This is a genomic window from Pseudomonas entomophila, from assembly GCF_013523125.1.
GTDB classification, from domain to species: domain Bacteria; phylum Pseudomonadota; class Gammaproteobacteria; order Pseudomonadales; family Pseudomonadaceae; genus Aquipseudomonas; species Aquipseudomonas entomophila_B.
In genome coordinates, this window is sequence record NZ_JAAMQJ010000007.1 from 43,907 (window position 1) to 70,754 (window position 26,848).

The 26,848-nt window shown below is 67.3% G+C and carries 21 protein-coding genes and 1 pseudogene; 9 read left to right on the forward strand and 13 right to left on the reverse strand.

Going from position 1 to position 26,848, the window contains the following annotated elements; genetic code table 11:
• Nucleotides 1-96: 96 nt before the first annotated feature.
• Nucleotides 97-1,518: a GntR family transcriptional regulator MpaR gene (gene mapR, locus G7007_RS06130; RefSeq protein WP_181099965.1), complete on the forward strand. Its 1,422-nt coding sequence runs from the start codon at nt 97-99 to the stop codon at nt 1,516-1,518.
• 21 nt (nt 1,519-1,539) lie between these two features.
• Here mapR and lexA read toward each other — a convergent pair whose 3' ends face one another.
• Nucleotides 1,540-2,148, reverse strand: coding sequence for a transcriptional repressor LexA (gene lexA / locus G7007_RS06135; RefSeq protein ID WP_181099966.1), 609 nt, complete (start codon nt 2,146-2,148; stop codon nt 1,540-1,542).
• 104 nt (nt 2,149-2,252) lie between these two features.
• On the opposite strand from lexA, the gene G7007_RS06140 reads away from it, so the two are divergent.
• A complete protein-coding gene (locus tag G7007_RS06140) occupies nt 2,253-2,921 on the forward strand; it encodes an HAD family hydrolase (RefSeq protein ID WP_181099968.1) in 669 nt (222 codons plus the stop codon).
• A 614-nt stretch (nt 2,922-3,535) separates the two neighbouring features.
• On the opposite strand, the gene hisN is transcribed toward G7007_RS06140, so the two are convergent.
• Both hisN and G7007_RS06150 read right to left on the reverse strand, forming a co-directional pair.
• Entirely contained in the window at nt 3,536-4,327 is a 792-nt protein-coding gene (hisN, locus tag G7007_RS06145) for a histidinol-phosphatase (RefSeq protein ID WP_181099970.1), read from the reverse strand.
• A gap of 83 nt (nt 4,328-4,410) precedes the next feature.
• Nucleotides 4,411-5,031 (reverse strand): LysE family translocator, encoded by a 621-nt coding sequence (locus G7007_RS06150; RefSeq protein ID WP_181099972.1) that lies wholly within the window; start codon nt 5,029-5,031, stop codon nt 4,411-4,413.
• Nucleotides 5,032-5,239: 208 nt separating this feature from the next.
• Between G7007_RS06150 and G7007_RS06155 the strand changes: the two genes are divergently transcribed.
• The 3 genes from G7007_RS06155 (at nt 5,240) to G7007_RS06165 (ending at nt 7,284) form a co-directional block, all read left to right on the forward strand.
• Entirely contained in the window at nt 5,240-5,737 is a 498-nt protein-coding gene (locus G7007_RS06155) for a GNAT family N-acetyltransferase (protein ID WP_181099974.1), read from the forward strand.
• A 92-nt stretch (nt 5,738-5,829) separates the two neighbouring features.
• A complete protein-coding gene (locus G7007_RS06160) occupies nt 5,830-6,399 on the forward strand; it encodes a GNAT family N-acetyltransferase (RefSeq protein WP_181099976.1) in 570 nt (189 codons plus the stop codon).
• Between the two features lie 63 nt (nt 6,400-6,462).
• Nucleotides 6,463-7,284, forward strand: coding sequence for an aldo/keto reductase (locus G7007_RS06165; RefSeq protein WP_181099978.1), 822 nt, complete (start codon nt 6,463-6,465; stop codon nt 7,282-7,284).
• A 221-nt stretch (nt 7,285-7,505) separates the two neighbouring features.
• Here the strand turns inward: G7007_RS06165 and G7007_RS06170 are convergent, their stop codons facing one another.
• The 3 genes from G7007_RS06170 to G7007_RS06180 are packed head-to-tail and all read right to left on the reverse strand — an operon-like array spanning nt 7,506 to nt 10,745.
• Nucleotides 7,506-9,041 (reverse strand): DHA2 family efflux MFS transporter permease subunit, encoded by a 1,536-nt coding sequence (locus G7007_RS06170; RefSeq protein ID WP_181099980.1) that lies wholly within the window; start codon nt 9,039-9,041, stop codon nt 7,506-7,508.
• A complete protein-coding gene (locus G7007_RS06175; protein WP_181099982.1) occupies nt 9,038-10,234 on the reverse strand; it encodes an HlyD family secretion protein in 1,197 nt (398 codons plus the stop codon). The genes G7007_RS06170 and G7007_RS06175 overlap by 4 nt, the downstream gene beginning before the upstream one ends.
• A gap of 37 nt (nt 10,235-10,271) precedes the next feature.
• Nucleotides 10,272-10,745: a MarR family winged helix-turn-helix transcriptional regulator gene (locus G7007_RS06180; RefSeq protein WP_181099984.1), complete on the reverse strand. Its 474-nt coding sequence runs from the start codon at nt 10,743-10,745 to the stop codon at nt 10,272-10,274.
• A gap of 313 nt (nt 10,746-11,058) precedes the next feature.
• Here G7007_RS06180 and G7007_RS06185 point away from each other — a divergent pair, with 313 nt between their 5' ends.
• Nucleotides 11,059-12,069 carry a FecR family protein gene (locus tag G7007_RS06185; RefSeq protein WP_181099986.1) on the forward strand — a complete coding sequence of 337 codons (1,011 nt, stop codon included), beginning with the start codon at nt 11,059-11,061 and terminating at the stop codon, nt 12,067-12,069.
• Between the two features lie 8 nt (nt 12,070-12,077).
• Here G7007_RS06185 and G7007_RS06190 read toward each other — a convergent pair whose 3' ends face one another.
• Entirely contained in the window at nt 12,078-13,397 is a 1,320-nt protein-coding gene (locus G7007_RS06190; protein ID WP_181099988.1) for a Na+/H+ antiporter family protein, read from the reverse strand.
• 462 nt (nt 13,398-13,859) lie between these two features.
• On the opposite strand from G7007_RS06190, the pseudogene G7007_RS22490 reads away from it, so the two are divergent.
• Nucleotides 13,860-15,005: pseudogene (locus G7007_RS22490) on the forward strand (PDC sensor domain-containing protein); the annotation flags it as partial.
• A gap of 102 nt (nt 15,006-15,107) precedes the next feature.
• Nucleotides 15,108-15,863: a methyl-accepting chemotaxis protein gene (locus tag G7007_RS22495; protein WP_375139479.1), complete on the forward strand. Its 756-nt coding sequence runs from the start codon at nt 15,108-15,110 to the stop codon at nt 15,861-15,863.
• A gap of 319 nt (nt 15,864-16,182) precedes the next feature.
• Here G7007_RS22495 and G7007_RS06200 read toward each other — a convergent pair whose 3' ends face one another.
• Complete coding sequence (locus G7007_RS06200) at nt 16,183-17,049, reverse strand: hypothetical protein (RefSeq protein WP_181100100.1); 867 nt, start codon at nt 17,047-17,049, stop codon at nt 16,183-16,185.
• 526 nt (nt 17,050-17,575) lie between these two features.
• Here G7007_RS06200 and G7007_RS06205 point away from each other — a divergent pair.
• Nucleotides 17,576-17,917 carry a hypothetical protein gene (locus G7007_RS06205; RefSeq protein ID WP_181099992.1) on the forward strand — a complete coding sequence of 114 codons (342 nt, stop codon included), beginning with the start codon at nt 17,576-17,578 and terminating at the stop codon, nt 17,915-17,917.
• 70 nt (nt 17,918-17,987) lie between these two features.
• On the opposite strand, the gene pgm is transcribed toward G7007_RS06205, so the two are convergent.
• The 5 genes from pgm to G7007_RS06230 all read right to left on the reverse strand — a co-directional run bounded on the left by pgm (nt 17,988) and on the right by G7007_RS06230 (nt 26,833).
• Nucleotides 17,988-19,625, reverse strand: coding sequence for a phosphoglucomutase (alpha-D-glucose-1,6-bisphosphate-dependent) (gene pgm / locus G7007_RS06210; RefSeq protein ID WP_181099994.1), 1,638 nt, complete (start codon nt 19,623-19,625; stop codon nt 17,988-17,990).
• A 526-nt stretch (nt 19,626-20,151) separates the two neighbouring features.
• Complete coding sequence (locus tag G7007_RS06215) at nt 20,152-22,413, reverse strand: ATP-dependent DNA helicase (RefSeq protein WP_181099996.1); 2,262 nt, start codon at nt 22,411-22,413, stop codon at nt 20,152-20,154.
• Nucleotides 22,410-24,065, reverse strand: a complete 1,656-nt coding sequence (locus G7007_RS06220) for a VRR-NUC domain-containing protein (RefSeq protein WP_181099998.1) — start codon at nt 24,063-24,065, stop codon at nt 22,410-22,412. The genes G7007_RS06215 and G7007_RS06220 overlap by 4 nt, the downstream gene beginning before the upstream one ends.
• A 72-nt stretch (nt 24,066-24,137) precedes the next feature.
• Nucleotides 24,138-25,523, reverse strand: a complete 1,386-nt coding sequence (locus G7007_RS06225; protein ID WP_181100000.1) for an aminotransferase-like domain-containing protein — start codon at nt 25,521-25,523, stop codon at nt 24,138-24,140.
• Nucleotides 25,520-26,833 (reverse strand): hypothetical protein, encoded by a 1,314-nt coding sequence (locus tag G7007_RS06230; protein WP_181100002.1) that lies wholly within the window; start codon nt 26,831-26,833, stop codon nt 25,520-25,522. Before G7007_RS06230 ends, G7007_RS06225 begins: the two co-directional genes overlap by 4 nt.
• Nucleotides 26,834-26,848: the final 15 nt, after the last annotated feature.

Here is a 26,848-nt window from a genome sequence, read left to right on the forward strand (position 1 = left end):
TCCGCTTTCCACGCCGCCAGCTGCATCTGTACTGCGCGGCATCGGCGGGGCATAGTGCGGTCATCTTTCTCCGCCCCGTCGCCCCAGAGCCTGCCCATGAAACGCTACGAACGCTTCGCCGACGACATCGCCGAACTGATCCGCTCCGGCGTGCTTGGCCCTGGCCAGCGAGTGCCCTCGGTGCGTTACGCCAGCCAGGCGCATGGGGTCAGCCCTTCGACGGTGTTCCAGGCCTACTACCTGCTCGAACGCCGCGGCCTGATCCGCGCCCGACCGCGCTCGGGCTACTATGTCAACGCGCACCCGGCGCAGCCCTTCCACGAGCCGTCGCAACCCACGCCGACCCGCCAGTCCACCGAGGTCGACGTCAGCGACCTGGTGTTCTCCATCCTCGACTCGATGAAGGACCCGGCCACCGTGCCCTTCGGCTCGGCCTTCCCCCGCCCGACGCTGTTCCCGTTGCAGCGCCTGGCGCGTTCGCTGGCCAGCGCCAGCCGGGCCATGGATCCGCGTGTGGTGGTCACCGACCTGTCGCCGGGCAACCCGCACCTGCGTCGGCAGATCGCCCTGCGCTACATGGTCGGCGGGCTGGTGCTGCCCATCGAAGAGCTGCTGATCACCAACGGCGCGCTGGAAGCGTTGAACCTGTGCCTGCAGGCCGTCACCGTGCCGGGCGACCTGGTGGCGATCGAGGCGCCGGCCTTCTACGCCTGCCTGCAGATACTCGAGCGCCTGAAGCTCAAGGCCATCGAGATCCCGGTGCACCCCCGCGAAGGCATGGACTTGGACGCCTTGTCGCAGGCCCTGCAGAGCCACCCGATCAAGGCGGTGTGGAGCATGACCAACTTCCAGAACCCGATGGGCGCGAGCATGCCCGAGGCGCGCAAGCGGGCGCTGGTGGCGTTGCTGCGCGAGCATCAGGTGCCACTGATCGAGGACGATGTCTACGCCGAGCTGTACTACGCGGCGCAGGCGCCCAAGCCGGCCAAGGCATTCGACACCGAGGGGCTGGTGCTGCACTGCGGCTCGTTCGCCAAGAGCCTGGCGCCGGGCTACCGCATCGGCTGGGTGGCGGCCGGGCGGTTCGCACCCCAGGTCGAGCGGCTCAAGCTGATGACCTCGCTGTGCGCCTCGATGCCGGCCCAGGCGGCCATCGCCGATTATCTGCAGCACGGTGGCTACGACCGACACCTGCGACGCCTGCGCCATGCCCTGGAAAGCCAGCAGGCCAGCATGCGCGCGGCAGTGGCGCGGTACTTCCCGTCCCAGACGCGGGTCAGCCAGCCCAGTGGTGGGTACTTCCTGTGGCTGGAGCTGCCCGAACAGGTGGACTCGCTCGCGCTGTTTCGCATCGCCCTGGCCCAGGGCATCAGCCTGGCGCCCGGGCCGATCTTCTCGCCGACCCGAGGGTTCGCCCATTGCATCCGGTTGAACTACGGCATGCCGTGGACGCCCGTCGAGGAGCAGGCCATGGCGACCCTCGGGCAGATCATCCGCTCGCTGCTGGACAAGGCCTGACCTCGCTCGCCGGCGGCGCGGTCAGTCGCGCCGTAACAGGCCGCAGTAGATGCCTTCGATGACGAACTCGCGCTCCGGGCCGATCTCGATCGGCGGGTAGTCGGGGTTTCGCGCCAGCAGGCGATAGCCGTCCGGCCCGCGGTGCAGGCGCTTGATGGTCACCTCGCCGTCCAGACGCGCGACGACGATCTGCCCCTCGTGCGCCTCGCCCTGCTGACGAATGCCGACCAGGTCGCCGTCGCAGATGCCGTCGCCGATCATCGAATCGCCGCGCACCTTGAGCAGGTAGTCCGGGGTACGCCGGAACAGGCTGGGGTCGACGTGGAGCTGCTCGTGAAGGTCCACGTCCGGGCCGATCGGCGCACCGGCCGCGACCCGCCCGAGCACAGGCAGTTCGAGCATCTCCGGGCGACGCAGCGGCTCGGCCAGACGAATGCCACGGGCCTGGTTCGGCGTGACGTGGATGAAACCGGCCTGGCACAGCGCGGTGATGTGCTTGCGCGCCACGCTGCGCGAGGCGAAACCGAAGCGCTCGGCGATGTCGGCCAGGCTCGGCGGCTGGGCATGGTCGACGATGCGCTCGCGGATGAAGGCGAGAATCGCCTGGCGTTTGGGGGTCAAGGTGTCCATGGCGCACGGTTGTACCCTGTTCGCGGCGTGCTGACCAGCCCCCTTCGCCGGCCAGATTCGCTATGATGGTCGGCCTTCCGCCCCTGACGTTGTCTGGAGAACCGATGCTGAGCGCCTTGCTGTTCGATCTCGACGGCACCATGACCGATACCGACACCCTGCACCTGCAGGCCTTCCGGCGCCTGCTCCACGAGCACGACGGGCGTGAACTCAGCGAAGCGCAGTTCAAGGCGCAGATCAGCGGCCAGGGCAACGGCCCGCTGTTCGCCCGCCTGTTCCCCGACCTCGATGCCGAGCACCAGCAGGCCCTGGCCGCGCACAAGGAAGCGTTGTTCCGCGAACTGTCGCCCGAGCTGACGCCGATGCCGGGGCTGGTGCGCCTGCTGGACGAAGCCAAGGCCCAGGGCATCGGCCTGTGCGTGGTGACCAACGCCCCGCGCCTGAATGCCGAGCACATGCTCGAGGCCATGGGACTGCGCACACGCTTCGAGCACGTGCTGGCCGCCGAGGACATCGCCCGACCCAAGCCTGACCCGCTGCCCTACCAGACCGGCCTGGCCCGCCTCGGCGTCGAGCCTGGGCAGGCACTGGTGTTCGAGGATTCGCTGCCGGGGGTGAAAGCCGGCAAGGCGGCCGGTGTGTTCACCGTGGCGCTGTGCACCACGCAGCGCGCCGAGGACCTGCGCGAAGCCGGGGCCGACCTGGTGATCGACGATTTCGAGGACGAACGGCTGTGGGCGGTGATCGAGCGGATGAAGGCGGATCGACGATAGCGTAATCGCGTTCCCCTGCAGGAGCCGCCTTGCGCTGCGATTGCGCCTGCATGAGCTGGCAGAGCGGTTCACCCCGCCCTCATAGAACATAAAATATCTTGTTGATTTTAAAGCAAATAATTTAAGGACTTTGTGGGCCCTGCGGGCCCAATCGCGGCACAGGGGCCGCTCCCACAGGGGGCAGTGATGGCCTGCAATTCCGCGGTGGGGGCTACGGGTGTAGAGCGGCCCCTGTGCCGCGATGGGCCGCAAAGCGGCCCTAAAATCGATCAGCAATAAAGCCCCGGACCCTGCCAGCTATCGTCATGTTCTCTGCTCGACAGCGCGGCGCCAAGGCGGCGGGCGGACTCACACAGGAGGGCTGCGCTTGCCTGTATCATGCCGGTGAATCGATGGGTGCAGTCAATGATCCTATCCTGAGGCTTTTTTCAAAGACGTTGAAAGGCCTGGCCCTGCGAGCCCAATCGCGGCACGGGGGCCGCACCACACCCGCCGCAGTGGTACAGGTCATCGCGGCCCATGTGGGAGCGGCCCCCGTGCCGCGATGGGCCGCAAAGCGGCCCTAGACATGGCTCAGCGACACAGCCTCTGAGCACTGCCAACTGCTCATCGAATCACAACGCCCCGCGCAACAGTGCCACCACCTGCTCATGCAGCGCCGGATCACCACAGGCCACCACGCACCCCCCATGCTGCGCGGTCCCGCCGTCCCAGGCGGTCATCACGCCGCCCGCGCCCTCGACGATCGGCATCAGGGCCTGCACGTCGTAGGGCTGCAGGCTGGCCTCGACGATCACGTCGACGAACCCCGACGCCAGCATGCAATAGGCATAGCAGTCCCCACCGTAACGCATCAGCCGCGCCTGCCCGGCCACCGTGTCGAAGGCCTGGCGGCGGGCCGAGGTGTCGAACATGTCGGGGGTGGTGCACATCAGGGTGGCCGAGGCCAGGTCCGCGCAGCGCCGGGTCCTGAGCAGGGTCTCGCCCCGCCAGGCGCCTTCCGGCGTGCCGATGAAGCGCTCCCCGGTGAACGGCTGGTTCATCACCCCGAGCACCGGACGGGTGCCATCGTTGAGGGCGATCAAAGTGCCCCACAAGGGCAGGCCGGTGATGAACGCGCGGGTGCCGTCGATGGGGTCGAGCACCCAGGTCAGCGGGCTGCTGCCCACGACTGCGCCGTGTTCCTCGCCAAGGATGCCGTGCTCGGGGTACTGCGCCTGGATCAGAGCACGCATGGCGTCTTCGGCGGCCTGGTCGGCGACAGTGACCGGATCGTACAAGCGCCCGCCCTTGTCCTCGACCGCCAGCTCGGCACGAAAGTACGGCTGGATCGCCACCGCGGCCGCCTCTGCCAGGCGTTCGGCGAAGACGCGGTACTCACGGATCTGTTCAGCGCTCAAGGACATGGGCAGGGCCTCGTTCGAAAGAAAGGGAGCGCATCATACCCCACTCCCCCGCCCGGCCAACCCCGACGCCTCGCGGCAGGCGCTCAGGAGAAACTCGCCTCCATGAACAGCAGGGGGTACAGCGAGATGACCAGCAGCGCCGCCATCATCAGGTTGAACAGGGTCAACCAGCGTGGGTTGCGCAACAGGTTGCGCAGCGCGCTGCCGAACATCACCCAGATCCCCACGCTCGGCAGGTTGACCAGGGCGAACAGCGCGGCGATGACGATGACGTTCATCACGTAGCCCTGGGCTGGCGTGTAGGTGGTGATCGCGCCGATCGCCATGACCCAGGCCTTGGGGTTGACCCACTGGAAGGCTGCCGCGCCGAAGAAGCTCAGGGGCTTGCGGGTACCAGGCGCGTCGTTGGCCATCGGCCCGGAGGTGGCGATCTTCCAGGCCAGGTACAGCAGGTAGGCGGCGCCCGCGAAACGCAAGGCGGTGTAGGCCGGTGGCCAGGCCTTGAACACCTCGCCCAACCCGAAGCCCACTGCCAGCACCAGCACCATGAAGCCCAGGCTGATCCCCAGAGCGTGAGGGATCGAGCGACGCACGCCGAAGTTGACACCCGAGGCCAACAGCATGGTGTTGTTGGGCCCCGGGGTGATCGAGGAGACGAAGGCGAACAGCACGAAGGCGCTGAGCAGGTCGAAGGAATCGAGCATGGCGGCGTGTTCCAGAGCGTTTAGTTGGCGTCGTTCTACCGTACTGGACGCCAGACGCGCCGGACCCATACAGTTGCACACTATCGAAGCCATACACTTCACTGTACCGATCGGATCTTGTGACATATGCGCCAATGTGCGCCTCTACGCTCGGCAAGCGTGATGAGGGTCGCTACCATGGCAGGCTGTCCAACCAGGAAGTTGACCCATGAGCCTGTCCATTCGCCCCGCCCGCCGTGCCGACGCCGCGCAGATCCTGTCCTTCATCACCGAGCTGGCCGAGTACGAACACGCTCGCCATGAAGTGATCGCAACCGAAGCTGACATCGAGCGCACGTTGTTCGACGAAGGCGCCACGACGCGCAGCCTGATCTGCGAGCGCGACGGCCAGGCGATCGGCTTCGCCGTGTACTTCTACAGCTACTCCACCTGGCTGGGCCGCCGCGGCATCTACCTGGAAGACCTGTACGTCACGCCCGAGCAACGCGGGGGCGGCGCCGGACGCACGCTGCTGCAACACATCGCCCGCGAAGCGGTGGCCAATGGCTGTGGCCGTCTGGAGTGGAGCGTGCTGGACTGGAACACCCCGGCGATCGGGTTCTACGAGGCGGTCGGTGCCAAGGCGCAGAACGAGTGGATCCGCTACCGGCTGGAAGGCGATGGCCTGGTGGCGTTCTCCGAAGGCCGCACCGTTTCCGGCAACTGAGCCCCGGCCACTCGCGTGTCGCACCCAGGCATACCGGCAGGCACGCCCTGGGTGCGACACCCCCTCGACGCTCACCTCTCCACGGAGCCCCCATGATCCATATCCGCCCCATGACCGAGGACGACTTCGTGCGCTTCTGGCCGACCTTCCAGGCCATCGTCGCCGCCGGCGACACCTACGCCCTGGACCCGGCGATGACGTTCGAGCAGGCCCGACAGCTGTGGCTCGAGCTGCCTCTGCGCACCTTGGTCGCCGAAGCGGACGGCCAGCTGCTGGGCAGCTACTACCTCAAGCGCAACGCCGCCGGTCCTGGTGCCCACGTCGGCAACTGCGGCTACATGGTTTGCGAATCCGGGCGCGGCCGCGGTGTGGCTCGGGCGATGTGCGAGCACTCGCAGAAGCTGGCCCGTCAGGAAGGCTTGCTGGCCTTGCAGTTCAACTGCGTGGTGGCCACCAACGACGTAGCGGTGGCGCTGTGGACCACGCTTGGCTTCGACACCGTCGGACGCCTGCCGCGGGTGTTCCGGCATGCCCGGCTGGGGCTGGTCGATGGCCTGGTGATGTACAAGTGGCTGGCTGACGACCCGGTGGTGGACACCCCTGCCCTGTTGATCGGGCGCAAGAACATCGAGGCCCGTGCGTCGCGCCGTCGCGGCCGCTGAAGGGAGCATCGTTCGTATCGTGCTGTCCACTGCCACGCCAATAGAGGATTGCAGGAGGTGGACATGCGTCACGTGAAGCTTGCCGGCCGGACGGTGCCGGTGATCGGCCAGGGCACCTGGTACATGGGCGAGGACCCGGCCCGCCGCGCGGCCGAGGTGACCGCCCTGCAGCGGGGCATCGAGTATGGCATGACCTTGATCGACACGGCGGAGATGTACGCCGAAGGCGGCGCCGAGACGGTGGTCGGCCAGGCCATCGCCGGGCGTCGCGACCAGGTGACCCTGGTCAGCAAGGTCTATCCGCACAATGCCGGCCGCCAAGGCGTGGCCGCGGCCTGCGAACGCAGCCTGCGGCGGCTGGGCACCGAGCACATCGACCTCTACCTGCTGCACTGGCGCGGCCGCTACCCGCTGGAGGAGACCGTGGAGGCCTTCGAGCGGTTGCGCGAGCAGGGCAAGATCGGCCGCTGGGGGGTGTCGAACTTCGATGTCGGTGATCTGGAAGCGTTGGACAATCCGGACTGCGCGACCAACCAGGTGCTGTACAACCCGGTGGCGCGCGGGATCGAGTTCGACCTGCTGCCTTGGAGCCGGGCGCGGCATTTGCCGACCATGGCCTACTGCCCCTTGGCCCAGGCGGGCCAGTTGCTGGGGCACCCGGTGCTGGCGCAGATCGCCGAGCGGCATGGTGTGACACCGGCGCAGGTGAGCCTGGCGTGGGTGACGCGTGAGGATGGGGTGATCGCCATTCCGAAGGCGGTGGACCCGGTGCACGTGCGGCTCAATGCTGCGGCGGGTACGCTGGTGCTAGAGGCGCAGGATCTGGCGGCGATCGACCGGGCGTTTCCGGCGCCGACGCGCAAGCAACGGTTGGCGATGGTGTAGGGACGGTGCGGCAAGGTGTGGATAGGCTGACGGCTTCGGGTGGCTGATGTGCGGGCCCTGCGGGCCCGATCGCGGCGCAGGGGCCCACACAGGAGACCGCGACTGCCTGTATCACCGCGGCCGGTGTAGGAGCGGCCCCTGTGCCGCGATCGGGCCCGCAGGGCCCGCAAAACCCGCCCCTTCACCTATTCAGGCATCACGCACCCGAACAGCCCCTCGCCTCAATGCCCCCCCGACCCCGGCGCCGGCTTGGCGCTGAACGGGGGCTTGGCGAACCACACCAGCAGGATCAACCCGGCAAACACCCAGGTCATCAACATGAAGTAATCCACCGTCGACATCATGTACGCCTGGCCATTGAGGATCTGCTCCAGCTGGGCGTAACTCTGCCCGTTGGCGCCCCCCAGGGTCTCCAGCGCATGCCGGGTCGCCGGGTCATAGGTGCTGATGTGCTCGCTCAGGTACGCATGGTGCTGATCGGCCCGGCGAATCCAGATCCAGGTGGTCAGCGAGGCGGCGAAGCTGCCGCCCAGGGTACGCAGGAACGTCGCCAGGCCCGAGCCGTCGGCGATCTGCTGGGGCGGCAGGTCCGAGAGCAGGATGCTCAGGGTCGGCATGAAGAACAGCGCCACGCCGATCCCCATGAACATCTGCACCAGGGCGATGTGCATGAAGTCCACCTGGTCGGTGAACCCGGCGCGCATGTAGCAACTGCCACCGATGGCGAGGAACGCCAGCGCCGCCAGCAGGCGCAGGTCGAAACGGTGGGCGTACTTGCCGACGAAGGGCGACATGATCACCGGCAGCAGGCCGATCGGCGCCACGGCCAGGCCTGCCCAGGTGGCGGTGTAGCCCATCTGCGTCTGCAACCACTGCGGCAGGATCAGGTTGATGCCGAAGAACCCGGCATAGCCACCCACCAGCACGAGGGTGCCGACGCGGAAGTTGCGGTGGGCGAACAGGCGCAGGTTGACGATCGGATGGCGATCGGTCAGCTCCCAGATCACGAAGCCGATCAGGAACACCAGCGAGATCAGACTGCCGACGATGATGAACGGCGACTCGAACCAGTCCAGGTCGTTGCCCTTGTCGAGCACCACCTGCAAGGCGCCGACCCCGACGATCAAGGTCAGCAGGCCGATGTAATCCATCGGCTGGCGGCTGGTGACCACCGGCCGGTCGCGCATCTGCTGGCGCACCACGGCGGCGGCGAACAGGCCGATCGGCACGTTGATGAAGAAGATCCACGGCCAGCTGTAGCTGTCGGTGATCCAGCCTCCCAGAATCGGCCCGGCAATCGGTGCCACCACCGTGACCATCGCCAGCAGCGCCAGGGCCATGCCCCGCTTGGCCGGGGGGTAGACGGCGATCAGCAGGGTTTGGGTCATCGGGTACAACGGCCCGGCGACCACCCCTTGCAGCACGCGAAAGCCCACCAGCTCGGGCATCGACTGGGCGATGCCGCAGAGGAACGAGGCGATCACGAACAGCAAGGTGGCCCAGATGAACAGCTTGACCTCGCCGAAGCGTCGGCTCAGCCAACCAGTCAGCGGCAAGGCGATGGCGTTGCTGACGGCGAACGAGGTGATCACCCAGGTGCCCTGCTCGTAGCTGACCCCCAGGTTGCCGGAAATGGTCGGCAAGGCGACGTTGGCAATCGTCGTGTCGAGCACCTGCATGAAGGTGGCCAGCGACAGACCGATGGTGGTCAGCAGCAGGCTCGGCGGGGTGAACTGGGCCGGCGCGCTCTGGCTCATCGCGGCGCCGACTTGCCGCGGGCGGCGCTGTTCTCGCGGATCAGGCGGGCGATCAACTGATCGGCCTCGGCCAGCTGCTGGTCATACACCTGGGTGGCGAACGGCGCTTGTCGTGGCGGTTGCTGGGCCAGGGTCGGGCCGCTCTGATCGTGCAGGTCGACCTCGGCCACGGTGGACAGGCCGATGCGCAGCGGATGCTGCTGCAGCCGCTCACGGTCCAGGTGGATGCGCACCGGTACGCGCTGGACGATCTTGATCCAGTTGCCGGTAGCGTTCTGTGCCGGCAGCAGGGCGAAGGCGCTGCCGGTCCCGGCGCCCAGGCTCTCGACCGTGCCCTTGTAGACGATGTCGTCGCCGTACAGGTCGGCGGTCACCTCCACCGGCTGGCCGATGCGCATGTCGCGCAGTTGGGTCTCTTTGAAGTTGGCGTCGATCCACACCTCGTCCAGCGGGATCACCGCCATGGTCGCCGCACCCGGTTGCAGGCGCTGGCCCAGCTGCACGGTGCGCTTGGCGACGTGGCCGGTCACCGGGGCCACCAGGGTGGTACGGGCATGGGCGAGGTAGGCCTGGCGCAGGTCGGCAGCGGCGGCCATCACGTCAGGGTGAGAGGCCACCACGGTGTCGTCGACCAGGGCCGTGCTGGTGGCCAACTGCTGACGGGCGTTGTCCAGGGCGCTTTGCGCACTGGTCAGGTCATCCTGGGCGTGCGACAGCTCTTCGGCGGCGATGGCACCGCTGGAGGCCAGCTCCTTGCGTCGGCCGTAGTTGTCGCGGGCCGTCTTCAGCTGGGCCTGGCGGCTTTGCACCTGGGCCTTGAGCGCATCGACGTTGCTGTACAGGCCACGCACCTGGCGCACGGTACGGGCCAGGTTGGCCTCGGCCGACTGCAAGGCCACTTCGCTGTCGCTCGGGTCGAAGGTGAGCAGTACCTGGCCGGCCTGCACCAGGTCGCCGTCGTCGGCACCGATGCGGGTCACGGTGCCGGTCACCAGGGGGGTGATCTCGACCACGTTGCCGCTGACGTAGGCATCGTCGGTACTCTCGTACCAGCGGCCGACGAGCGAATACCAGGCCCAGAAGCCGGCTGCGCCAAGGATCACGAGCAACAGCAGGCCCAGCAGCAGCACCTTGCGCTTGCGCGAGGACTGGGGCGCCGGGGGAGTAGAAGAAGTGTCCGCGGGAGTGGCCATGGCGATACCTTGGGGAAGAAGTCGAATCAGGAAAGTGTCAGCGATCGCCGAAGCGGCGCAGGGTCAATGGGTCACCGGCGTTGCACAGCACCTTGGCCAGCAGGCGCTCGAGGGTCTGCAGCTCGTCGCTCTCGAGCACCCCGACCAGGTCGTTCATCGCCGCCGCGCCGATCTCCGGCAGGCGATCGGCCAGGGCCTGGCCCTCCTCGGTCAGCTCCAGGCGCACCACGCGCCGGTCGCTCGGGCAGCGCTGCCGTCGGACCAGACCCTTGTGCTCCAGGCGGTCGAGCATGCGCGTCATCGACCCGCTGTCCAGGCCCAGGTAACGGCACACTTCGGCGGGCGTATCGATCTGGTACTGGGTCACGATGATCAGCACCTTGAACTGCGCCGCCGTGACGCCGTGGGGCTCGAGGTGACCATCGAGGACACGGTCCTTGAGCAGCGCGGCACGGCCCAGCAGCAGGCCGATGGCACAATGCGAGAAGTTTTCGGGTGTGAAATGGGGCAAGAGGGCACCTGGCGGAGGCGGGAACGATCTACCGATCTGCATCGTGCTTGGGCGCGCCTGAGCATGAAGTCAATCGGCCTCATCGCCCATGGGTGTCAGAAACACGCTGAAATATGTGTGCAAATATTACTGCTTAGGCAGTGAATGTCAAACAGGTGATTAGTGTGCTATCTACCTGACGATGGACGGCGCTCGGCAGGGACAGCGGTGTACTCCTGCCCCCTAAAAAGAATTCAAATGAGAGCAATTCGCTGCGTTCCCGGTTCTCCCTGGCAATCCACCCCAGGTAGAATGCGCAAAACATGGAGCTCCGATGACCCCTGACCGCCCGACCTGCAGCGAACAAGACGCCATCACCGACGCGGCCGCGTACTGGTGCATGCGCCTGCATGCGCCCGACTGCAGCACGCTCGAACGTCAGACATTCACCCGCTGGCTCGAGGAAGACCCACGGCACGGCGTCGAGTACCGCGCCATGGAGCAGATCTGGCACACCACTGACCTGCTGCCGCGCACGCCCATCGTGCTGGAGCCTGATCCGGTCGAGCCCCGCCGACGCCTGGGTTCGACCTCGCTGCGCCGCCTGGCGACGGCAGCCATGATCGGCGTCCTGGGGCTGCCGCTGGCCGCCTGGATCGGCTGGGAGCAAGGCTGGGTGCCGAACAGCTACCAGCACCTGCAAAGCACCGACCAGGTCCGCAGCGTTCGCCTGAGCGACGGCAGCCAGGTGGAACTGAACCTGGACAGCGAGCTGCGCTTCTTCAACTTCAAGGATCAACGCCGGGTGGCGTTGGTCAAGGGCGAGGCGTTCTTCGAGGTCAGGCACGACAGTGCCCACCCGTTCATCGTGCGCGCCGGCAGCGGCCAGACGCGCGTGACCGGGACGCGCTTCAACGTCTGGAAATACCAGGACCAGGTCAGGGTGACGCTGGTCGAAGGTTCGGTGCTGGTCAGCAGCGACGGTGACACCGGCGGCTATCGCCTGGGCCCAGGCATGCAGGCGCACTACCAGACCGGCGACGTCGAGCCGCAGCTGAGCCAGACCGAAGACAACGGCGACAGCCTGGCCTGGCGCAATGGGCGCCTGGTGCTCGACGACCTGACCCTGGCCGAGGCCCTGCCCTCGATCAACCGCTACCTGGCCAAGCCACTGCGCCTGGCCGACCGCAACGTGGGGCAGATCCGCATCAGCGGTACCTACAGCACCCACGACGTCGAAGGCCTGGTGCGCACCCTGCCCAAGGTGCTGCCGGTCTACCTGACCCGCAGCCAGGACGGCAGCACCGTCCTCAACCGCATCTCCCCTGCCCCTTCACGCGGCTGACGACGCGCTCAGAGCACCATCGCCGCCAGCCAGCCGAAGGCCAGCAGCGGCACGTTGTAGTGGATGAAGGTCGGCACCACAGTGTCCCAGATATGGTGATGCTGCCCATCGACATTGAGCCCCGAGGTCGGGCCGAGGGTCGAGTCGGACGCCGGCGAGCCGGCATCGCCCAAGGCGCCGGCGGTGCCGACGATGCACACGGTGGCCAGCGGGTCGAAGCCCAGCTGCACGCACAGCGGCACGAAGATCGCCGCCAGGATCGGCACGGTGGAGAACGACGAGCCGATGCCCATGGTCACCAGCAACCCCACCAGCAGCATCAGCAAGGCGCCGACGCCTTTGCTGTGGCTGATCCATTCGGCGGCGCTGGTGACCAAGGCCTGGACGTCGCCAGTGGCCTTCATGACCTCGGCGAAGCCCGAGGCGGTGATCAGGATGAAACCGATCATGGCCATCATCTTCATGCCTTCGGTGAACAGGTCATCGGTGTCCTTCCAGCGCACGATCCCCGACAGCGAGAAGATCAAAAAGCCCGCCATGGCGCCGATGATCATCGAATCCAGCCAGAGCTGGACGACGAACGCCGCGACGATGGCGATGCCGGCCACCAGCAGGGTCATGGGGTTGTAGCGGACGGCGACCTGTTCGACCTGCTCGATGCGCGCCAGGTCGTACTCGCGCTTGCGTCGGTAGCTGACGAACACCGCCACCAGCAGCCCGACCAGCATGCCGGCCGCTGGCAGGGCCATGGCATGGGTGACGTTGATGCCGCTGACGTCGACCCCGGCGCGGCTGACGTTGGCCAGCAGGATCTGGTTGAGGAAGATGTTGCCGAAGCCCACCGGCAGGAAGATGTACGGGGTGATCAGGCCGAAGGTCATCACGCAGGCGATCAGGCGCCGGTCGATCTTCAGCCGGGTGATCACGTACAGCAGCGGCGGCACCAGCAGCGGGATGAAGGCGATGTGGATCGGCAACACGTTCTGCGAAGCGATGGCGACCATCAGCAGCAGGCCGATGAGCAACCATTTGACCTTGCCCCCCTCGGCATGCCCCTGCAGGTCGATCATGCGCAGGGCACGGTCGGCCAGGGCATGAGCCAGCCCCGACTTGGCGATGGCCACGGCGAAGGCGCCGAGCAGCGCGTAGGACAGCGCCACGGTGGCACCGCCTCCGAGGCCGCCGTTGAAGGCCGCCAGCGTGCCTTCGATGCCCAGCCCACCGACCAGGCCCCCGGTCAGCGCACCGACGATCAGCGCGATGACGACGTGCACGCGGGACAGGCTCAGCACCAGCATGACGCTGACCGCGGCAATGACTGCATTCATGAACGGATCTACCTCTTGCGACGAATGAAAAGCGACGAGTTTGCCTGTACCTGGACGTTCGCGGACGGCTGAACGTTAGCGCCGAGGAACCGTGACACCGCACAGCGACCAGGAAAGCGCCGACAGGCTGCGAACGGTCCGGCCAGGCGCGGGGGCAGCCCCGGGCTACCACGCCAAGGCCCAGGAACGGGTTTCACGAAGGGCGCACACTCTGAAGCAGGGCACCCTGGATGTCAAAGTCATGACGGCCATCAAGATTGTCTGCGCGCGGCCGATACGCCGTCATGCCGATTTGAAACTCACCAAGGGGCTTGCTTCATGCCACTGCGTCAACTGTCCATCCAATGGAAGATCACCCTGCTGGCCGGGCTATGCCTGGCGGCCATCGTCACGCTGCTGGTCGGCCTGTCTCTCTACCGCATGGCTCACACCAGCGACCTGGTCAAGGCCAGCAGCACGCAGATGCTGACCCAGGCGGCCCAGGAGCGCATCGAGGCCCAGGGCACGGTGCAGGCCCAGAACATCCGCCGTCAGTTCACCGAGGCGTACCATTACGGCGCAGGCTATGCGCGGCAGGTGCTGTTCCTGCGCGAGCAGGCCAGCAAGCGCGGCGTCGATGCCCGCGAGCTGCGTCAGGAACTGGCCGCGCTCGTGCAGAACGCGCTGCGTGGCAAACCCGAGTTGCTGGGCCTGTCACTGGTGTTCCAGCCGGACGGGCTGGACAACCAGGATGCACGGTTCGTCGACCAGGCCGCCCTGGGCAGCAACCCCCAGGGGCGCTTCGCGCTGTACTGGTCGCAACCGCGCGCCGGTCAGCTGACTGCCACCACCCTGCCGGAAAGCGACATGACCGACACCCGCGTCGGCCCCAGCGGCGAGCCGGCCAACACCTGGTGGGCCTGCCCGAATCGCACGCGCGAGGTGTGCGTGAGCGAGCCTTATTTCTATGAAGTCGAAGGCCAGCAGGTGCTGATGACCAGCATCGTGTTCCCGCTACTGGTCGCCGACCGGGTGCTGGGTACCCTGTCGGTGGACATCAACCTGAACAGCCTGCAAGCGCTCAGCGAGGAGGCCAGCCGTGGCCTGTACGAAGGCCGCACTCGGGTCGGCATCCTCAGCCCGGGCGGTCTGCTGGCCGGCTACAGCGGCGATGCCAGCAAGCTGGCCACGCGCTTCGACCAGGTGGACACCGCCCAGGGCGCCGAGCTGACCCGCCTGTTGGGTGAAGGCAAGCCTCTGGGCCTGCTGCAGAACACCGATCACCTGAAAGTGCTGGCGACCTTCGCGCCGATCCCCGGCGGCAAACGCTGGGGCGTGATGCTGGACGCGCCCAAGCAGGTGCTCACCGAACCGGCCGACGCCCTGGAGCAGGAACTCGACCAGCTGAACACCCAGGGCACCTGGCTGGAACTGGCCCTGGGCATCGGCGCAGCTTTGCTGGGCCTGCTGTTGGTCTGGCTGCTGGCACGCGGCGTGACCCGGCCGATCCTCGGCGTGGCAGCGATGCTCAAGGACATCGCCAGCGGCGAAGGCGACCTCACCCGTCGTCTGCAATACGCCAAGCAGGACGAGCTGGGCCAACTGGCCGGCTGGTTCAACCGCTTCCTGGACAAGTTGCAGCCGATCGTGGCCGAGGTGAAGCAGTCGGTGACTGCCGCGCGTGGCAACGCCGAGCAGTCGGCGGCCATCGCCAGCCAGACCAGCGCCGGCATGGAACAGCAGTTCCGCCAGGTCGATCAGGCCGCCACCGCGTCGCAGGAAATGAGCGCCACCGCCCAGGACGTTGCCCGCAGCGCCGCCCAGGCGGCGCAGGCGGCCCGTGAAGCGGACCAGGCGACCCGTGAAGGCCTGGCGGTGATCGACCGCACCACTACCGGCATCGATGCCCTGGCCCACGAGATGAACAGCGCCATGGATCAGGTCGGTGGCCTGGCCCGCAACAGCGAGCAGATCGGCAGCGTGCTGGAGGTGATCCGTTCGATCGCCGAGCAGACCAATCTGTTGGCCCTCAACGCCGCGATCGAGGCGGCCCGCGCCGGTGAAGCCGGCCGCGGGTTCGCCGTGGTCGCCGACGAAGTGCGCAACCTGGCGCGGCGTACCCAGGAGTCGGTGGAAGAGACCCGGCAGGTCATCGAAGCCTTGCAGGCGGGCACTCACGAGGTGGTGTCGGCCATGGAAGGCAGCCACCGCCAGGCGCAGGACAGTGTCGAGCAGGTGAACCATGCCGTGAGCGCCTTGCAGCGTATCGGCGAGGCGGTCAGCGTGATCAGCGACATGAACCTGCAGATCGCCAGCGCGGCCGAGGAACAGAGCGCAGTGGCCGAGGAGATCAACCACAACATCGCCACCATTCGCGACGTGACCGAATCGCTGTCCGAACAGGCCGGTGAAGCGGCGAGGGTCAGCCAGTCGCTCAATGGGCTGGCCAACCAGCAGCAGGGGTTGATGGATCAGTTCAGGGTCTAGGGCGCAGAGTGGTTGATTTTATAGGCCCAGCGGGCCGGGCCTTTCAACGTCTTTACCTAACACGATGTGGACCGCATTGCTGATCTGGCAGAGCGGTTCACGCCTTATGTGGGCTTGCCCGCGATGCAGGCGGTGATGGGCCGGACGCTATCGCGGGCAAGCCCCACAGGTTACGTGCGCAGCCATGCCTACATGGCAGATTGCAGCGATCTGGGTGGGAGCTGGCTTGCCAGCGACAGGGTCCTGTCAGGCGCCGCCTGCATCGCGGGCAAGCCCCCACAGGGGGGGCTTTTCTGTAATGCCCGGGCGGCGATAGGGATCACGCCCCTGGCTTGCCTTCGGCCACCGCCGTTGCGTCACGCTGCTCGGTCGGCGGGGTCAGGTGCAGGATACGGTCACGCCCGCCTTCGGCCAGCAGGTAACCGCCCTCGCCGTCCGGCACGATCGCCTGGGGCGCCTTGAGGAACGTCAGCACCGTGTGCTGGTGCCCCTGCGGGTCGATGCGCAGCAAGCGGGCGCGGTGGGTGGAGTCTTCGCTGATCCACAGTCCACGCCGATCGCACATCAGGAACGTCGGGTTGCGCAACCCGGCGACCACCACCGGGTCGCGCTCGTCCGGGGTCAAGGCACGGACCTGGCCAGCGGCCTTTTCGGTGTAGAGCAAACGGCCATCGCCACACTGCGTCAGGCCTTCGCCTTCGGTCAGTCCCGAGCGCAATACGTCGAGGGCACCCGTGCGCCAGTCGTAGCGCATCAGGCGGCCTTCGGCCTTGCGGTCCTCGATTGCATACAGGTGCTGGGCATCGCTCCATAAACCCTGCACGTTCTCGCCGTCGAACAGGTGGGTGATCTGCCCATCACGCGACAGACTGACCGGTGCCTTGCCACCTTCCTGGCTGAACACCCAGCCGCCTTGTGCAGCGATCATGCCGTCGGGCTTGGACAGGCCCTTGACCATCACTTCCCGCTCACCGTCGGGCGTGATGCGCAGGATGCTGCCCTGCCCATCCTTGAGCTCACGGCTGACCAGCAGGCTGCCGTCGGCCAGCGGTACCAGCGACGCGGCCTTGTCGACCGACTGGTGCACCACTTCCACGCTCCAGCCCTTGGCGGCCTGGACCGGGTAGAAACTTTGCCAGGCGAAGAAACCCAGCGCACTGACCACCACGCCGGCGGACACCAGCATGACGCCTTTGACACATCGCGTACGAACGCCCACTCACCCTTCCTCATGTGTCGATGGTGGGGGCATGCTAGCAAGGGGATGTGAAAATTGTGTTGGGGTGGGGGAAGTGGCAAGTGGCAAGTGGCAAGCGGCAAGCGGCAAGCGGCAAGCGGCAAGCGGCAAGCTGGGACGGTGTTGCGTTGGGCATGGTGCATGGGGCGAGGCAGGATTGACTGATCTTGCGGGCCTTTCAGGCCCGATCGCGGCGCAGGGGCCGCTCAGTCGCGCTGGTCTGACAGCTTAGCGATGCGATCCAACGTGTGGGGCCCCTGTGCCGCGATCGGGCCTACAGGACTCGTAAGATCAGCCACGCCACTCCTGCACCTGATACCTGACGCACCGCTATGACCACTTGCAGCTTGCAGCTAGCCACTTAAACCTTTTCCTACAACCTCTTGGGAATCCACAACGTTGCCATGCCCCCCCTGCCTGCCCATGATCAGGCCCTGGCCCGGCTCGGGCGTACCGTCTGTGAGAACCTGCCCTCATGCCTACCCACGACCCCGCCCTTCAAGCCCTGCGCACTGCCCTGCGCGCCTTGGCCGATCATGACCTGCACAACCCGGACGACGATCCTCATCTGAGTGGCGTGCTGTTCTTCTGCGCGACGGACGAGCACAGTCGACAACTGATCGAACAGGTCGAGCTGCTGGCCTACGACGCCCTGATCGACCCCACGGGGCAGCCGCTTCATGCACGTGTGCAGGCAGTATCGGAAGAGGAAGGCTTGCACGCCTCGGTCGGTCCGTGCAGCGTCGAGAACGAAACGGTGATCAGGATCGCCCTGGCCGGCAAGGGCGTGGTGACGATCAAGGCGGCGCGGTCATGACGCCCGGCCGCCTGGTCGAATACCGGTCGGTGGTGCGGGCCGCTTCGAGCGAAGCGGCCCGCTGGCCCCATCAGGCGATGGCGGCGTCGACCAGCACCTGGGCTTCTGCCACCAGGCGCTGCAGGTGCGCCTCGTCGATGAAGCTTTCGGCGTAGATCTTGTAGATGTCTTCGGTGCCCGACGGCCGCGCGGCGAACCAGCCGTTGGTGGTCATCACCTTGAGACCGCCGATGGCCTGGCCGTTGCCCGGCGCGTGGCTGAGGATCTGCTCGATGGCTTCGCCAGCCAGCTCGGTCGAGGTGACCTGCTCGGGGGCCAGCTTGCTCAGCAGGGCCTTCTGCCGGGCATCGGCCTTGGCTTCGACACGGGTGGCGTACGGGCGGCCCAGCGCCTCGGTCAGGTCGGCGTAGGCTTGGCTCGGCGTACGGCCGGTGCGGGCGGTCATTTCGGCTGCCAGCAGGGCCGGAATCAGGCCGTCCTTGTCCGTGGCCCACACGCCACCGTCCATCCGCAAGAACGACGCGCCTGCACTCTCTTCCCCACCGAAGCCCAGCGAGCCGTCGAACAAGCCTTGAGCGAAGTACTTGAAGCCGACCGGCACTTCGTGCAGGCGACGCCCCAGCTGCGCGGTGACGCGGTCGATCAGGCCGCTGCTGACCACGGTCTTGCCCACGGCCGCGTCGGCACGCCACTGCGGGCGGTGACGGAACAGGTAGTCGATGGCCACGGCCAGGTAGTTGTTCGGCGCCAGCAGGCCGTCGGCGGTGACGATGCCGTGGCGGTCGTGGTCCGGGTCGCAGGCGAAGGCCACGTCGAAGCGCTCGCGCAGGCCGATCAGGCCCTGCATGGCGTGCGGCGAGGACGGGTCCATGCGGATCTGGCCATCCCAGTCGACGGTCATGAAGCGGAAGGTCGGGTCGACCTCGGTGTTGACCACCTCGAGGTTCAACTGGTAACGGTCGGCGATGGCCTGCCAGTAATGGACGCCGGCACCGCCCAAGGGGTCCACGCCCAGGCGCAGGTTGGCCTGGCGGATGACGTCGAAGTCGATGACGTGCTGCAGGTCCTCGACGTAATGGGTGATGTAGTCATGGCGCTGGGTGGTCGGTGCGGCCAGGGCCTGGCCGTGGTCCATGCGCTTGACGCCTTCCAGGCCTGCAGCCAGCAGTTCGTTGGCCTTGGCCTCGATCCACTTGGTCACGTCGCTGTCGGCCGGGCCGCCATTGGGCGGGTTGTACTTGAAGCCGCCACTCTGCGGCGGGTTGTGCGACGGGGTGATGACGATGCCGTCGGCCAGGCCCTGCTGGCGGTCGCGGTTGTAGCAGAGGATCGCGTGGGACACCGCCGGGGTCGGGGTGTACTCGTCGTCCTTGGACAGCCTGACCTGCACGCCATTGGCGGCGAGCACTTCCAGCGCGCTGGCGGCAGCCGGTGCGGACAGGGCATGGGTGTCGGCGCCGATGAACACCGGGCCGTCGATGCCCTGGGCTTGGCGGTACAGGCAGATGGCCTGGGTGATCGCCAGCACGTGATGTTCGTTGAAGCTCGATTCCAACGAGGTGCCACGATGGCCCGAGGTGCCGAACGCCACCCGCTGAGCGGCCACGCTGGCGTCAGGGCGGTGGGTGTAATAGGCGGTCAACAGGCGGGGAATGTCTACCAGCACACTGGAAGGTGCTGGCTTGCCTGCCAAGGGACTGAGCGTCATGAAAACCTCGTGTTCTGGAGTGTGGGGGTTGGAACACGCAGTGTACTGAGAGTTCTCGGGCGCGGCGAGGTGATGTGGGGTATGGGCTTGGCGTGTGCAGCGCGGGCCATGGCTTGGACCCGCCTTGCAGGTCAGGCCTTTCAAGGTTTTCACCTGACACGATGTAGACCACCTTGCTGATCTGGCAGAGCGGTTCGCCTCTGTGTGGGAGCGGGCTTGCCCGCGATGCAGGCGGTGATTGGTCGGACGCCATCGCGGGCAAGCCCGCTCCCACAAGCTGCTTGCGCGGCCATGGCTACACCGACGGCTGCAGAGGTCTGGGTGGGAGCTGGCTTGCCAGCGATAGCGTCCGGTCAGGCGCCGCCTGCATCGCAGGTAAGCCCACACATCAGCCCATAGGGTCGGGCATGTACCGAGTAGAAAAAAGACAGTTGCTCCCACAGGAGGATGAGCGTGCCTGTACCATGTCGGTGAACCGATGGGTGCAATAAATGGCCCTATCCCGCTGACACCCCAGCAGACGCGCCTACCCCTCAGGACACTGCCACCACGACGGAAACATCTGCCGCACCCGCGCCTCGGCGAAGCGCTCATCGATCAGCACCAGCGTGCCCTGATCCTGATCCCCCCGGATCACTCGGCCCGCGGCCTGGATCACCTTGCGCACCCCCGGATACAGGTAGGCGTAGTCGAACCCGGCACCGAACTGGCGTTCCAGGCGCTGCTTGAACTGCTCGTTGACCGGGTTGACCTGGGGCAGCCCGAGGGTGGCGACGAACGCCCCGATCAGCCGCGTACCGGGCAAGTCGACCCCCTCTCCGAACGCCCCGCCCAGTACCGCGAAACCGACCCCCTGCCCGTCCGGCACGAAGCGCGCCAGGAACGCCTCGCGCCGCGCCTCGTCCATGCCTGGCGCCTGCTCCCAGCGCGGGATCGACGGATGACGCTCGGCCAGCAACCGCGAGACCTGCTCCAGGTACTCGAAGCTGCTGAAGAACGCCAGGTAGTTGCCCGGCTGCCGCGTGTACTGCTCGGCGATCAGCTCGACGATGGGTGCCAGCGACGCCTGCCGCTCGCGGTAGCGCGTCGACACGTGGCTGGCGATGCGCACCTGCAACTGCTCGGCACGAAACGGCGCGGCCACTTCCAGCCAGGCGGTGTCGGCCGGCATGCCCAGCAGGTCGGTGTAGAACTGGCGCGGCCCGAGCGTTGCGGAGAACAGCGTGACGCTGCGCGCGGCGCTCATGCGCGGCGCCAGCAGCCGGGCCGGGACCACGTTACGCAGGCACAGGGTGGCCAGGCGCCGCTTGCCCTGCCCCTCGCGCACGCTGACGTCGAACAGGAAATGCTCGTCGAACAGCTCGGCCACGCGAGTGAACTGCAAGGCATGGAAGTAGAACGCCAGCAGGTCCGGCTCGATGCCGAGCGGGGCCTGGTTCATCTGCTCCTGCACCACGCCGACGAAGCGCTGCAAGGCGCGCAGGAGCGGCTCGGGCAACACTGCACTGGCCTGGTACGGGGCGCGCTGTTCCTTGTACAAGGCATTCCAGGCGCGGTTGAGCCCGCCCAGTACGCTGGTCAATCCGGCCGGCTTGCGCTTGCGCAGGGTGGCCAGCTGGCCCTGGTCGAGGCTGGCGCTGTACATCTGTCGCCCACGCTCGACCAGGTTGTGCGCCTCGTCCACCAGCACCGCCGTGCGCCACTGGTTGGCCTGGGCCAGGCCGAAGAGCAAGGCGTGGGCATCGAAGTAGTAGTTGTAGTCGGCCACCACCACGTCAGCCCAGCGCGCCATTTCCTGGGCCAGGTAGTACGGGCAGACCTGGTGCGCCAGCGCCACCTCGCGCACGCCGGCCTGGTCCAGCAGCGGCCGCTGGTTGGCCGCCGCGCGTGCCGCCGGCAGGCGATCGTAGAAGCCTTGCGCCAGCGGGCAGGACTCACCATGGCAGGCCTTGTCCGGGTGCTCGCAGGCCTTGTCGCGGGCGATCAGTTCCAGGGTGCGCAAGGCCGGTTGCGGCGAGGCCTCCGTCAATTGGCGCAACGCGTGCAGGGCCAGAGCACGGCCAGGGGTCTTGGCGGTCAGAAAGAAGATCTTGTCGAGCCGCTGTGGGGAGGTGGCCTTGAGCAGCGGGAACAACGTGCCCAGGGTCTTGCCGATGCCGGTGCTGGCCTGGGCCATCAGGCAGCGCCCGGTGCTGACCGCCTTGTACAGGGTCTCGGCCAACTGTCGCTGGCCCTGGCGGAAGGCGGCGTAGGGGAACTGCAAGGCCTGCAGGCCGTCGTTGCGCGCCAGCAGCCGTTGCTCCTGGGCCTGGGCCCAGCCGAGAAAGTAGGCACAAACCTTGTCGAAGAACCGTTCCAGGTCGGTCGCCTGCCAGGACTCGCTGATCACCGTCTGCCGGTCGCTGTCGACGTCCAGGTAGACCAGGGCCACCTCGAGGCGCTCGAGCTGCCGTGCCTGGCACAGCAACCAGCCATAGACCTTGGCCTGTGCCCAGTGCAGTTGCCGGTGGTTGTCGGGCTGGCGCGAGAGGTCACCGCGGTGGGTCTTGATCTCCTCCAGGCGGTTGAGCGCCGGATCGTAGCCATCGGCCCGTCCGCGTACCCGCAGGCTCTGGTACTGCCCCTCCAGTGCCACTTCGGCCTCGTACCCCGCCCCACGGCGCGCCACCACGCGGCGATGGCCGTCGATGCCCTCCTGGGCGGTGGGCGACGGGGTGAAGCGCAGGTCCAGGTCGCCGACCTTGGCACTGAACTCGCACAAGGCGCGCACGGCAACGGTGTAGCTCATGACGCCGCGTTGTCCCAGCGCACGTGGCAGACGTCCACCGGCAAGCCATGCTCGCGGCAGAACTCCAGCCAACGCAGCTGGTTGTCCTGCAGGCGATCACCGGGGCCCTTGACCTCGATCATCCGGTAACGCCCCTCGTCGGGCCAGAACTGGATCAGGTCCGGCATGCCGGTGCGGTTGTTGCGGATGTCCTGCAGCAGACGGATGAAGCACGCCTTCAGGTGTGCCGGCGGCAGGCAGCCCAGCGCCTGCTCGAGCAGCTCGGGCGACAGCGCCGGCCAGCAGACGAAGGGTGACTGCAAGCCGTGCTTGGCCTGATGGACCTGGCGGATGGCCTCGGCATGGGTGCCGGCGTCGAGCCGGGCGAAGCAGGCCTCGAAGGCCTCGGCACGGCGTAGCTGGAAGTCGGCCTCGTGCAGGTCTTGCGGCGCGCTCTGGAACGGGTGGAAGAACGCACCCGGCACGGGCGAGAAGATCACCTCCCAGCACAGCAGCCCGAACAGCCCGTTGAACAGGGTGTTCTCCACGTAGTGCACCTGGCCGCCGTGCTCCTCATGCAGGTACTGGCCGACGGCCCGTTCGACCCCGAGGCTGGCGTGCTCGGCCGGCAGCACCAGGTGAATGAGGTTGGCGGTCGACGCCTTGCGACGCGCACGCGGCGCGCCGCCCAGCTTGCGCGCCAGGCGCGGCAGCATGCGCTCGAGGGCCTGCACTTCCAGGGCGTTGGCCGGGGCCTCGGCCACCTGGGTGGCGAGGGCATGGGCGGCGGTCCACTGTTCGCTGCGCTCGAGCACGCGGACCTGGCGGATGCGCGCCTGCGGGTGCTGGCACTCGGCGTAGATGGCCGTGGCCTGGTCCCAGTCGCCCAAGCGTTCGCACTGCTGGCCCAGACCGAACAGCAAACGCGCCCTGCGGCGGGCCAGCCACGGGTTGTCGGCCGCGAGCGTCGGCAACGCGGCGAACACCTGCTGCGGCGTGGCACCCTGCTCCAGCTGTTCGGTGCAGGCATGCAGCGCCATGGCCGCCGTGACGTCCTCACGGCTGCGCAGGGCCCGGGAATCGGCGCTGAAGGCCACCTGCTCGTAGCGCGCGAAGCCCAGGTCGGCCAGCACGAACTCCGACCAGTCCTGGTACAGGTTGCCGAAGAACAACAGCCGCAGCCGGTCGCACAGCGCTTGCAGGCGCCACTGCACCACACGTTCAGGGAATGTCGGGAACCACGACGCTAAGGTGCGCGGCGCCAGCTCCAGAGCCAGCAGCTCGGCCAGCAGCTCGTGTTTGAGCGCCTTGGGCCGGCTCAGTTGCCCGGCGAAACAGCGCGTCAGTTCGTCCTTGCGCAGCAGTCCGAACAGCTGCTCGACGCCCAGTTCGACCTGCTCGGCCACCCAGCCGGTGTCGAGCAGCGGGGCCAGGGCCGCGTGGGTGCAGCCGATTTCGGCGTACTGGAGCTTGTCGGTGCGAAACAGCTCGCCCTTGCGCATGACCATGCGCACCAGCAAGGCCCGTGCAGGGCGTGGCAACTCGGCGAACGTACGGATGAACGCGCGCTCCTGCTCGTCGAGCAGGTCGGCGTAGCGCAGCTCGACCCAGTCGAGTACCTGCTGGAAATTGTGCAGGTAGTAGAAGGGTTCTTCGACGGAATGGGCAATCACGGTAGACAGGCGGCAAGGGGATGGGCCCACTGGTTATACATACAGAGAGCGCCCCCAGGCAAATCGACTGGATCAGCGGTCAGGCTGTCGATACCGTGCCAGCCGTTGTCGCAGCAGGCCCACGGCCTGGCGCAGATCGTTGAGGCGGCCGCCTTCCCAGGCCAGCAACACATGCTGCCGATGCCAGCCACGTGCGCTGAACATCGGCCCTGGCGCGGCGTGCAGGCCCTTGGCCGAAAATTCGCGCAGCATGCGCTGCATGTCGATGTCCTGGTACGTCCTAATCCACAGCCCGCGTCCACCTGCGGGCCGTTCGAACGCCAGTTGACCGGGGACCTGCCGGGCGATTTCCGCGCACAGTGCGTCCACCCGCAGCGCCAGCTCACTGCGCACCACCTGCAGGTGGGCATCGACCTGGCCCTTGACCAGCAACCGCGCCAGCGCATGCTGACGCAGGGGCGGCAGGCGGAAGTCGCGCCACATGAAGGCCTGGCGTACCGGCTCGTGATCGCTCAGCACATAGGCATAGGGCGCCTCCGCGCCGACGCAGGCGTGCACCGAGCCGAGCACCAGCAACCGTTCCGGGTCGAGGGTATCGCGCAACCGCGCCGCCGGCGGGCCGTCGAAACAATGCTCGCTGTCCATGTCGTTTTCCAGCACCCACACCCGGTGCTGTTCGAGCAGCGCGGCCATGGCCCGTTGCGCCGCCACTGGAATCACCCGCCCCAGTGGGCTGGCCAGGCAGGACGGCAACAACGCCAGCCCGACCCGTTCATGCCGCAGCAGGTGCGCCAGCGCGCACAAGTCGGGGCAGCCATGGGCATCGAGGGGCAGCTCGACGATCCGGCGACCGGTCTGCTTCAGCAGCCACAACAGACGCGCGCAGACGGGTGACGGCACCAGGAGGGCTTCGTTCTGCAGCGACAAGCTGGCGAACACGGTTTCCAGCAGCGCCTGCAGGTCGGTCGCCAGGTAGACGTCCTCAGCGCTCCAGCAGTGCATGGAGGACTGCGTATAGCGCGTGGCCAGGGCGCTGCGCAGCATCAGCTCCCCGGCCAGGCGCCGCTCGTGCACGCTGCGGCTGCCCTGTCGCGCCAAACGACGCTCCTCGGTGAGCAGCGCATGGTCCAGCGCCGGCATGGCAGGCAGCGGCGGCTCGAGCAGGCGCAGGACATCGTGATCGCCCGAGACCACGGGGGCAGCGAGGCGGGCATGCTGGCTGCAGGCCGAGGGGCGATTGATGTAGTAACCGGACTTGGGCACCGAGCGCACTCGGCCTTCGTGCTCCAGCTGGTTGTAGGCGTGCTGCACCGTCGACAGCGAGACCTTGAGACGCTTGGCCAGGTCCCGCAGCGAAGGCAGCTTGTGTTCGTTGCACACCGTGTTGTGACGGGTCAGCGTCAACAGGTAGCGGTACACCGCCTGATAGGCGAACTCGCCTCGGCTCGACTTGCTCATCGGGCTGTCGACCGCGAGGCCTGGCCCGCGCTGACCGCGCAGCCACCGCTGGTCCAGCCGGGCAGATCGTCTTCACACCGCGTCAGGTGCGCGAACAGCCGCCGCAGGCCATGCGACTGCCCTTCATCAGCGTACAACGCCTGTAGGGTGCTGACCGGCAACCCGGTGGCGGTGACCAGCCAGCGGCCTACCGCTTCCGGACACGGTCGCCCTTGCAAGGCCTGGTGCAACAACGGCAGCGCCACACGCATCTCGGGGTAGCAGCGCCTGATGAAGGCCTCGAGCCCTGCGCCTCGGTCCACGAACGGTGCGCTGAGCAGGCAATCGAACTGCTGGGCGGAAAGCGCGTGGGTGCGCAGGAAGGCCCGGTAGGACGCCTCGCGCCAGTGCTCTACCGCCCGGGTGCCCTCGCCCACGCAGGAAGGCGCCAGGAGTCGAGGGCTCAGCCAAGGCTCGAGCGACTCGGGGTCGGTAGCGTCGTCGGGCAACAGGTCGGCCAGATCGATCACCTGCAAGCGTGGCCCGCTCGGCACCGGCTCGGCCACCTCCGTTCCTGTACGCGCCGAGCCTGGGCTGTACGGTGTCACGTGCTCGTAGAGCTGGCCCAGGTTGTTCAGCAGACCGCGCGCGCAATAGCGCACCCAGCGGTCTTCCGGCAGGCCCATCGCCCGTCGACAGCGTTGGCTCCAGGCCAGCAGCCGTCGCTGCTGGGCCAGGGGCAGTTCGGTGGCCAGGACGTCCGCAGCGCCCTCTTGGCCCAGCGCCACGCGGCAGGCTTCGGCCTGGGCCAGGACGTGCCAACCCTCGAGTACACGTTCCGGCTGGCCCTGGCAGAGATGCCCGAGGGTGAGCAACCGCTCCCGCCCCAGGGCATCGAGTTGCGGGTCGAGCAGGCGCCGCGTACAGAACGGCACCACCTGGCCGCCATCGACCATCAGCAGCTCGACACGCGGGTCGTCCTCCAGGAACAGGCGGCTGAAACAGCGCTCCAAGGCGTGGCGCAGCGGCATCCGGCGCCCACCCCCGGGCAACAGCAATACACGCAAGGCGAAGGTCGCCGGCCCGCGGCTGGCGAGGTTCAACTGCGCCGCACGCAGGCAGGCCAGGGCATGGCTGCTGCGGTCGTCGCCGCTGTAGGGGAAGAACACGCGAAAGCGCGCGATCCCATCAGGCCCACCCGCCGCGATCACCACCCGCTGGACCAACAAGCGCAACGCGGCGCGCTGGGGCCGGCTCATGTCGTCCAACAAGCGCTCGAGTACTTGCTTGTATATGTATTGCATGGCCTGGTCATGAATCGTACTTGCCATGTCATGCACCTCCTT